The 7,007-nt window shown below is 67.2% G+C and carries 5 protein-coding genes and 1 pseudogene; 3 read left to right on the forward strand and 3 right to left on the reverse strand.

All coding sequences use genetic code 11. The features are described 5' to 3' along the window. The first annotated feature begins 624 nt into the window (after window positions 1-624). From ABD369_RS39585 to pip, 3 genes are all read left to right on the forward strand, one after another. Window positions 625-1,128: a P-loop nucleotide/nucleoside kinase family protein gene (locus tag ABD369_RS39585; RefSeq protein WP_344641495.1), complete on the forward strand. Its 504-nt coding sequence runs from the start codon at window positions 625-627 to the stop codon at window positions 1,126-1,128. Between the two features lie 332 nt (window positions 1,129-1,460). Next, window positions 1,461-1,913, forward strand: coding sequence for an iron chaperone (locus tag ABD369_RS39590; protein ID WP_344641496.1), 453 nt, complete (start codon window positions 1,461-1,463; stop codon window positions 1,911-1,913). A gap of 126 nt (window positions 1,914-2,039) precedes the next feature. Further along, window positions 2,040-2,999 carry a prolyl aminopeptidase gene (gene pip, locus ABD369_RS39595; RefSeq protein WP_344641497.1) on the forward strand — a complete coding sequence of 320 codons (960 nt, stop codon included), beginning with the start codon at window positions 2,040-2,042 and terminating at the stop codon, window positions 2,997-2,999. A gap of 338 nt (window positions 3,000-3,337) precedes the next feature. On the opposite strand, the gene ABD369_RS39600 is transcribed toward pip, so the two are convergent. The 3 genes and pseudogenes from ABD369_RS39600 to ABD369_RS39610 form a co-directional block, all read right to left on the reverse strand. Then, a complete protein-coding gene (locus ABD369_RS39600) occupies window positions 3,338-4,711 on the reverse strand; it encodes an FAD-dependent oxidoreductase (RefSeq protein ID WP_344641498.1) in 1,374 nt (457 codons plus the stop codon). Window positions 4,712-5,082: 371 nt separating this feature from the next. Beyond that, window positions 5,083-5,625, reverse strand: a complete 543-nt coding sequence (locus ABD369_RS39605; protein WP_344641499.1) for a GNAT family N-acetyltransferase — start codon at window positions 5,623-5,625, stop codon at window positions 5,083-5,085. A 1,271-nt stretch (window positions 5,626-6,896) separates the two neighbouring features. Further along, a pseudogene (locus tag ABD369_RS39610) lies at window positions 6,897-7,007 on the reverse strand (dehydrogenase); the annotation flags it as partial.

A 7,007-nucleotide genomic window follows, 5' to 3' on the forward strand; every position in this document is an offset into this window, starting at 1 on the left:
CCCCGAGCAGCCAGTGACAGCCGCCCCCGCAAAGCCGCTCGCCGCCACGAACACGCCGACCACCAGGGCTGCTTGACAAACCAGCCTGAATCATAACCTTCTGGCATTGAATCTTGAAGTCAACCGCTGACAGACGATCTACTCCGGAGACTGCCGCCTCCGACCAGCGTGAGAACCTCGGGAGACCGTCACGCCAGCCCTTTGACCTGTGCCTTCAAGTTGGCGGAGGCTCAGTGACGTACTGACCCGACAACCGCCTACCCTCACCCGTCGGAGGACGCCCATCTCCGGTACCTCGCCACCCTGACCGGTCCCGTTCGAAGCTATGGTCTGGGCTACCTCGCCTCCCGTAACCTCGCCGTCGAGTCCGCCTGCCACGACGCCCTTCACGCCGTCCCGCCCGCCGAAGGCCTGCTCGACGCAGCTGCCGGCCGCGACCTGCTCGCGCTCTGCGAGGGCGTCGGCGCAGAGCTGGTGGAGACGCTGCGGTGGCTCAAGACGACCGGTTATTAGTGCTGTGGCCGGGAATGTTCGTCGGGTTGGTCGGGCCACGGTGGGTGTCCGCCCCAAGGGATGTCCTTCCCGACCCGGAGGATGACGTGTTTTCATCGCTAACCTGGCTCCATGACGCAGCAAGTGAGCACGGTTGTGCTGATGTGTGGTCTCCCGGGAGCGGGCAAGACCACCTATGCGATGGAACTGGTGCGACGCGGCTACATTCGGCTCTCGATCGACGAGGTGGTCTGGGAACGCCTCGGGCAGCGCGACGCAGGTCTGGTGCTGGAGGAGGAGGCGTACGACCAGCTCAAGGAGGAGGTCCGCCGCAAGCAGTGGAAGGAACTGGTCGAGCTGATGCTGGCCGGGCGTGACGTAGTGGTGGACTACAGCTTCTGGAGTCGCGCCGCCCGTGATGATTACAAGGCACTGGTTGAGAGCCACGGCTGCCATTGGGAACTGATCCACCTCAAGGCCGACCGGACGACGCTGGAACGTCGCCTCAGGGTCCGGAACGGCGAGGAAGGCGCCAACTCCGTCACCGTGGACGAGAAGCTGTTCAACCGCTACCTGGTCGGCTTCGAGGAACCGAATGGTGAGGGTGAGCAGGTCTTCATGCAATCTTCGACCTGAAGACCTGAAGACCTGAAGACCTGAAGCCTTGCGGCGGGGTGGGGCGAAGACATACGGGCGAGCGGGATTCAACCTGCTGAGGAAGCGCGTTCTCAGGGCATTGCCTCTGCCGCCGATTGTCGGCGGCTGGCCGGCGGGCGCTCAGCAGACGCCGTGTGCGGGCGAGTTGGCGTATGTGGCAGCCGGGATGTCCGACGCGCTGCGCGATCGGTGACGGGCCAGGGCCTACGACTGCTGCACGTGCCGGTTGCTGAAGAGCCGATTGTCAGTGGGTCTGGGTATGGTCCGTCTGAAGAGCCCGCACCTCAGGATCCTCAAGGGGGAGAACTGCCATGAGCAGCACCAACAGCAGCACGTACGAGGGATTCACGGCCGAGGAGCGGGCCGCGATGAAGGAACACGCCCGAGAGATGAAGGCGGCCGCGCGTCGTAGCTCGCTCGCGGACAAGGCGGCGGAGGCGGTGCGGGACGTGCTCGCGAAGATCGCCGAGATGCAGGACTCGGACCGGATCATGGCCGAGCGCGTCCACGCCGTCATCACGGCCAGCGCTCCGGTCCTCGCGCCGAAGCTCTGGTACGGGATGCCCGCCTACGCGCTGGACGGCAAGGTCGTCTGCTTCTTCCAGAGCGCGGAGAAATTCAAGGCGCGCTACGCGACGCTCGGGTTCAGCGACCAGGCGAAGCTGGACGACGGCGCGATGTGGGCGGCCGGTTTCGCCCTGACCGAGGTGACGCCAGAGGTGGAGGCGCGGATCGCTGCGCTCGTGAAGAAGGCTGTGGGCTGAGGCGCGCCCGGCGAACGGGCTGGGCCTGAGACTGCTGCACGTGCTCAGCAGCCTGACGTTCTCGGGTCGAACCGGGTTTTCCAGTCGGGGAGTTTGGTTGCGATCGCTCCCGTAGGATCGATGGCTATGGTTGATCTCTATCCTCCGACCAGTCCATACGACAGTGGATTCCTCGACACCGGAGACGGCAACCGCATCTACTACGAACAGCTCGGGAACCCTGAAGGCAAGCCTGCCCTGAACGTCCACGGCGGCCCGGGGTCGGGCGCGCCGCAGCGGCCGACGAGGGCCTGGGACCCCGAGCGCTACCGCGTGATCCGCTTCGACCAGCGCAACTGCGGTCGCAGCATCCCGCACGCCAGCGACCCGGCGGCGGACATGAGCCTGAACACCACACAGCACCTGATCGACGACATGGAAAGGCTGCGCGAACACCTCGGCATCGAGCGGTGGTTGCTGAACGGCGGCTCCTGGGGCGCGACCCTCGTCCTGGCCTATGCGCAGCAGCATCCCGAGCGGGTCAGCGAGATGGTCATTCCGGCGGTGACGATGACCCGCCGCTCCGAGATCGACTGGCTCTACCGGGGCGCCGGGCGGTTCTATCCCGAGGCGTGGGACCGGTTCCGCGACGGCGTCCCGGAGGACGAGCGGGACGGCGACCTGCTCGCGGCCTACGCGCGACTGATGGAGAACCCCGACCGGGCGATCCGGGAGAAGGCCGCTGCCGACTGGCTCGCCTGGGAGGACGCGGTAATCTCGAACGAGCCCAACGGCGTGCCCGGCATGTACAGCGATCGCGGGATCGACGCGCAGATCGCGTTCGTACGGATCTGCGCCCACTTCTTCAGCAACGGAGCGTGGCTGGAGGAGGACCAACTGCTGCGCAACGCCCACAAACTGGCCGGGATCCCGGCGGTGCTGGTCCACGGTCGACACGACATGGGCAGCCCGGTACAGACGCCGTGGGAGCTGGCGAAGGCGTGGCCGGAGGCGCGGCTGTGCATCATCGAGGACTCCGGGCACGCCGGAAGCGACACGATGCAGCAGACGGTCCGGGCGGCCATCGAGGAGTTCAAGAACCGGTGATCCTCAGGGCATGTAGCGGACCTGGAATTCCGGGCTGTCAGGGCCCGGGATTCCGGGATGGTGTGTGACACGGGTTGCGTGCCAGTGCCTCCGGTCGGTCGCGCGGGACGCTATGCGGATGTGGCCAACGCTGGGGTGGGGCGCCACCGATGGCGATCGGCAGGACCAAGCACAGACGAAGAAGGTCGGTGGCTGCTGTCGGCAGTTGCTCCGTGGCCTCAAGTGCGCCGGGCTGCTGGGCGGTTGCTCGCCCGTGAACTGGCGGCGCCCGCACATTGCTGCGGGCGCCGCCCGTTTGCCGACACTTGAGCGTCGAAGGTGCGGTGCCGGGCAAGCGCTCAGCCTGGGATGAGTGCATCCCACTGGTCGCGGGTCGGGCCGTCGTGCTGTGGCGAGAAGTCCGGGCGGGCAGCCAGCCAGGCGGTGACGTGCCGGTCCACCTCGTCGGTGCCGTAGGCGTCCTCGGCCGGTTGCAGGAGATGGCGTACCTGGGCCCGGGCCCTCATGACGACGGGGTCGTCGAAGGCGCAGGCGGCCAGGGCGGCAGCCCGCCGATCCGAGGATGGTGAGCTCTCGGTGAGGCGTTGCTCGTTGGCGCGGTCGGCCGTCACCTGCGCGCCGAACCACGGGCGGAGGGCCTGTGCGGTCCAGGTGTGGTAGCCGTTGGGGTCCGCGGCGATCTGGTCGACATGGGTGGCGATGTGCTGGGCGGCACGCAGGCCCAGGGCCGCGCCGTGGCCCAGGGTGGGGTTGGTGTGGACGAGGCTGTCCCCGGCGTTGACCAGGCCGGCGACGATGGGGCCGTCATCGTCGGCTAGGGCGGTCCAGCGGTTGTCCAGGCCTGCCATCGCCAGGACGGCTGTCTGCGGTTCGGGGTCCAGGTCGAGCCAGGCGGCGGTGGCGGGGAAGCTGCGGGCGGCGGCCTCGAACACGGCGGGGTCGGTGAGCGCGCCGCGGGTCGGATCACCCGTGGAGAGCACCAGGTTCACCGCGAAGGTGTCGTTGTCGGAAGGGAAGACGCCGGCGAGCGCGAACGGTGCGGCCGAGCCGGCCTTCACCCGCCTGGGGTCATGCGGGCCGTCCGCACGCAGACGGTACCAGCGGCACAGGTAAGCGATTCCGGCGCGGTGGCTGTCGACCACGGGCGGGCGGCAGCCGGCCGCGATCAGCCAGGCGGGAACCGGCGAGCGACGACCGGACGCATCGACGACGAGGTCCGCCTGGTGCATCTCCGCATCCGCCTGCACGCCGGTGACCCGGGCAGGACGGCCCTCCCCGAAAGCGAGGGCGCGCACCCGGCAGCCTCGCCGCATCTCAACGGTGCGTTCCCGCCGCACGGCCGCGGTCAACACGGCCTCCAGCACGATGCGGCGGGTGCGCAGGGTCACCAAGTCCTCATCGCCGGCCCGATGCGGCGGATGCTCACCGAACCAGTCGAAGTCGTGGTACTCCCGGGCTCCGCGTGCCAGTAGGTCCGCGTAGACATCAGGGGCCTCGGTGCGCAACACGGTGCGAACGGGTGCGAGGAACGAGTGGGGCTGGACGGCCTGCGGGACCCGGGGCCTGTCCCAGTGGAAGAAATCCCGGTTCAGGTCCTCTCCGGCCTGCCGCGCGTCCTGCTCGAACAACGTGACCGTGTGGCCCCGTCGGCCGAGCATGAGCGCCGTCCCCAGCCCGCTGATACCCCCACCGATCACCGCAACCCGCGCCACTGGGCTCCCCTTCGCGTCGTGTTGCGGAATGATCTTATCTACTTGGCGATCTCCGGTCGAGAACCGGCCTCGTCCGTCGCGGTACGGGGGCGGGGCACGGTAGCGACGGGCGCCAGGTCGAGCCGCTTGTCCATGGGTGTCGCGGAGATGATCGGCGAGGCTCGCAGTTCAGGTGAGCTGGCGGCTTCCGGTCGTGAGCCTGGATACGTTAGTTGGAACCAGTGAGGTTCGGCGAGCTGGTGGTTTCTGGCCGGTGGGACACGCTTGTTGGCACCAAGTGAACGGTCGTGCCGCTTCCGACGGTACTGGCCAGAATCTCCCGGCTTCGGCCGGGAGAGCGCGTCAAGAGGCTACCGTCCTCGTTGCCGCCATCAACGAGTGGTTGTGACGTACTGGTCCGACGACAACTCGAACACCCGTACTCGCCGACCGCAGGTGGGATTGACGGTCTCACGGACCGGATGCATCCCCAGTTTGGTCATGATCCGTTCGGAGGCGTCGTTGCCCACTTGAGCGATGCTGACGATCCGCTCCAGCCCTCGCTCTTCGAACCCGAACCGTACAGCGGCCGCAGCGGCCTCGGTGGCCAAGCCCTGCCCCCAGTGGGAACGTCCCAGCCGCCAGCCGATCTCAACCGCCGGCAGTACCTCCGGCAAGAAGTCGGGTACCGAAAGCCCGGTGAACCCGGCCAGCTCGCCAGTGGACCGGATCTCCACGGCGAACAGGCCGAAGCCCTGCGACTCCCACTCGCTCTCGCATGCCTGGATCCCGCCGCGAGTCTGCTGTTCGTCGCGGACGCTGCCGTCACGGATCCACCGCATGACCTCGGGGTCGGCATTGACGGCAGCCATGGGCGCAACGTCTTCCTCGCGCCAGCGACGCAGGATCAAACGGGAAGTCTCAAGCGTGACCATCCAATCATTCTGGATCACATATGGGCTCTCCGCCATCCTCACCAGGCACTTTCGATACACGCCTTGATTGGGCGTTTCACGCTTGAAAGAACCAGTTAATCCCGATTTCCGGACCGCCTGGTCAGTGCTCCGGTGGTAACTCCAGGGGTAGTGGTGACGGGAATGCCGCTGGCGTACGAATGTCCGTTGCAACTGTGCACTTCATCCGTTTCATCCCAGGAAGCCGGGCTGGAGCACGATTGTCCCCTGGATCCCGCGCCCGCTGACCGAAGGCGAGATTCCGTAGTATGCCGTCGTTATGGCGGATCGTCGAGCGTATCCGAGCGACCTGTCCGACGCCCGCTAGGCCCTGGTCGAACCCAGCCTACGTGCTGTTCAACGTCTCTCCAGTTGTTGGTGTTGGATACCCCGTGGAGGGGTGTCCAGGAGGGCCCGCAACTCATCCAACGAGGACATGAACGACCCCAAGGGTTATCGGCGATGGGGTCTGAGCTGCCACCTTATGAACACTCTCAGAAGCCCGGCTTCGACAGTCGGCGGGCACGCGTCCGCGTCTGATCGGGTGTCATCACTGGTGAGCGGGTTGCGAGTGGCGATGCGCTCCGCGCCCTCGATGGGCGTCTGCACCTCTGGCTCTCCTGCAGCCTGAACTGCGGTCCCGCTCCACCCTCGGTCAGTACAGGCGCTCGGCCTCGGCCGCGCGGGCCCGAAGGGTGTCAGCCTGCTCGTGCTCGCCACGAGCTTCGAGGATCTCCGCCCGGCACTCCATGGCGTACGCAGACCGCCCGCCTTGCTCGCGCGCAGATGGAGGCGGCGCCATCGTTGCCATACGGGCTCATTGGCGATTCGTGGCCGAAGCCGCGCACATAGGCCCCGGCGGCCGAGAACACGATGGAGTGCTCGTCTCCCGCTCCGTCGCGCATGGAGCTCCCGCCCAGAGCCTCATGAGCCCTGGCTCCAACATGCGTGGCCAGGTCCCACCTATCGTGTGCCGGCTCAGTGACTGTGACGGGACGCGGTAGTTGGAACCATGGGGGTGTGGTGACCTTGCGATGCGGATCCCCGGGTCACGATGGTTGGAACCAAATGGTCACGCTGCTTGCAACCTGCGGTGAATTGCCATCCATGTTGGAACCAGTAGCGGTGCGGAGCGTTGCCCCAAGCACCGGAGCGTCGGCCGGGGCGGCCGAAGCAGTCGGTGAACCTGTTCGAGACGCGTGCGCGAAGCGGCCTCACCCTGGTGGCTGCGCGGGTGATGACCGCCGTGCACTTCACCAGGGCACTGCGCCGGCGTCCTCGAAGAACTGGCCCGTCGGGCCGTCGTCGGGCAGGGTCGCGAGTTTGATGGCGATGGCCGCGCCCTGTTCGGGGGTGCGCACGCC

Source organism: Kitasatospora cystarginea (genome assembly GCF_039533515.1).
Taxonomy (GTDB): Bacteria; Actinomycetota; Actinomycetes; order Streptomycetales; family Streptomycetaceae; genus Kitasatospora; species Kitasatospora cystarginea.

What these genes read in the sequence shown, in the direction of transcription:
- ABD369_RS39585 (WP_344641495.1), top strand. Translation starts at nt 625, where the DNA reads ATGACGCAGCAAGTGAGCACGGTTGTGCTGATGTGTGGTCTCCCGGGA.
- ABD369_RS39590 (WP_344641496.1), top strand. Translation starts at nt 1,461, where the DNA reads ATGAGCAGCACCAACAGCAGCACGTACGAGGGATTCACGGCCGAGGAG.
- pip (WP_344641497.1), top strand. Translation starts at nt 2,040, where the DNA reads ATGGTTGATCTCTATCCTCCGACCAGTCCATACGACAGTGGATTCCTC.
- ABD369_RS39605 (WP_344641499.1), bottom strand. Translation starts at nt 5,625, where the DNA reads ATGGTCACGCTTGAGACTTCCCGTTTGATCCTGCGTCGCTGGCGCGAG.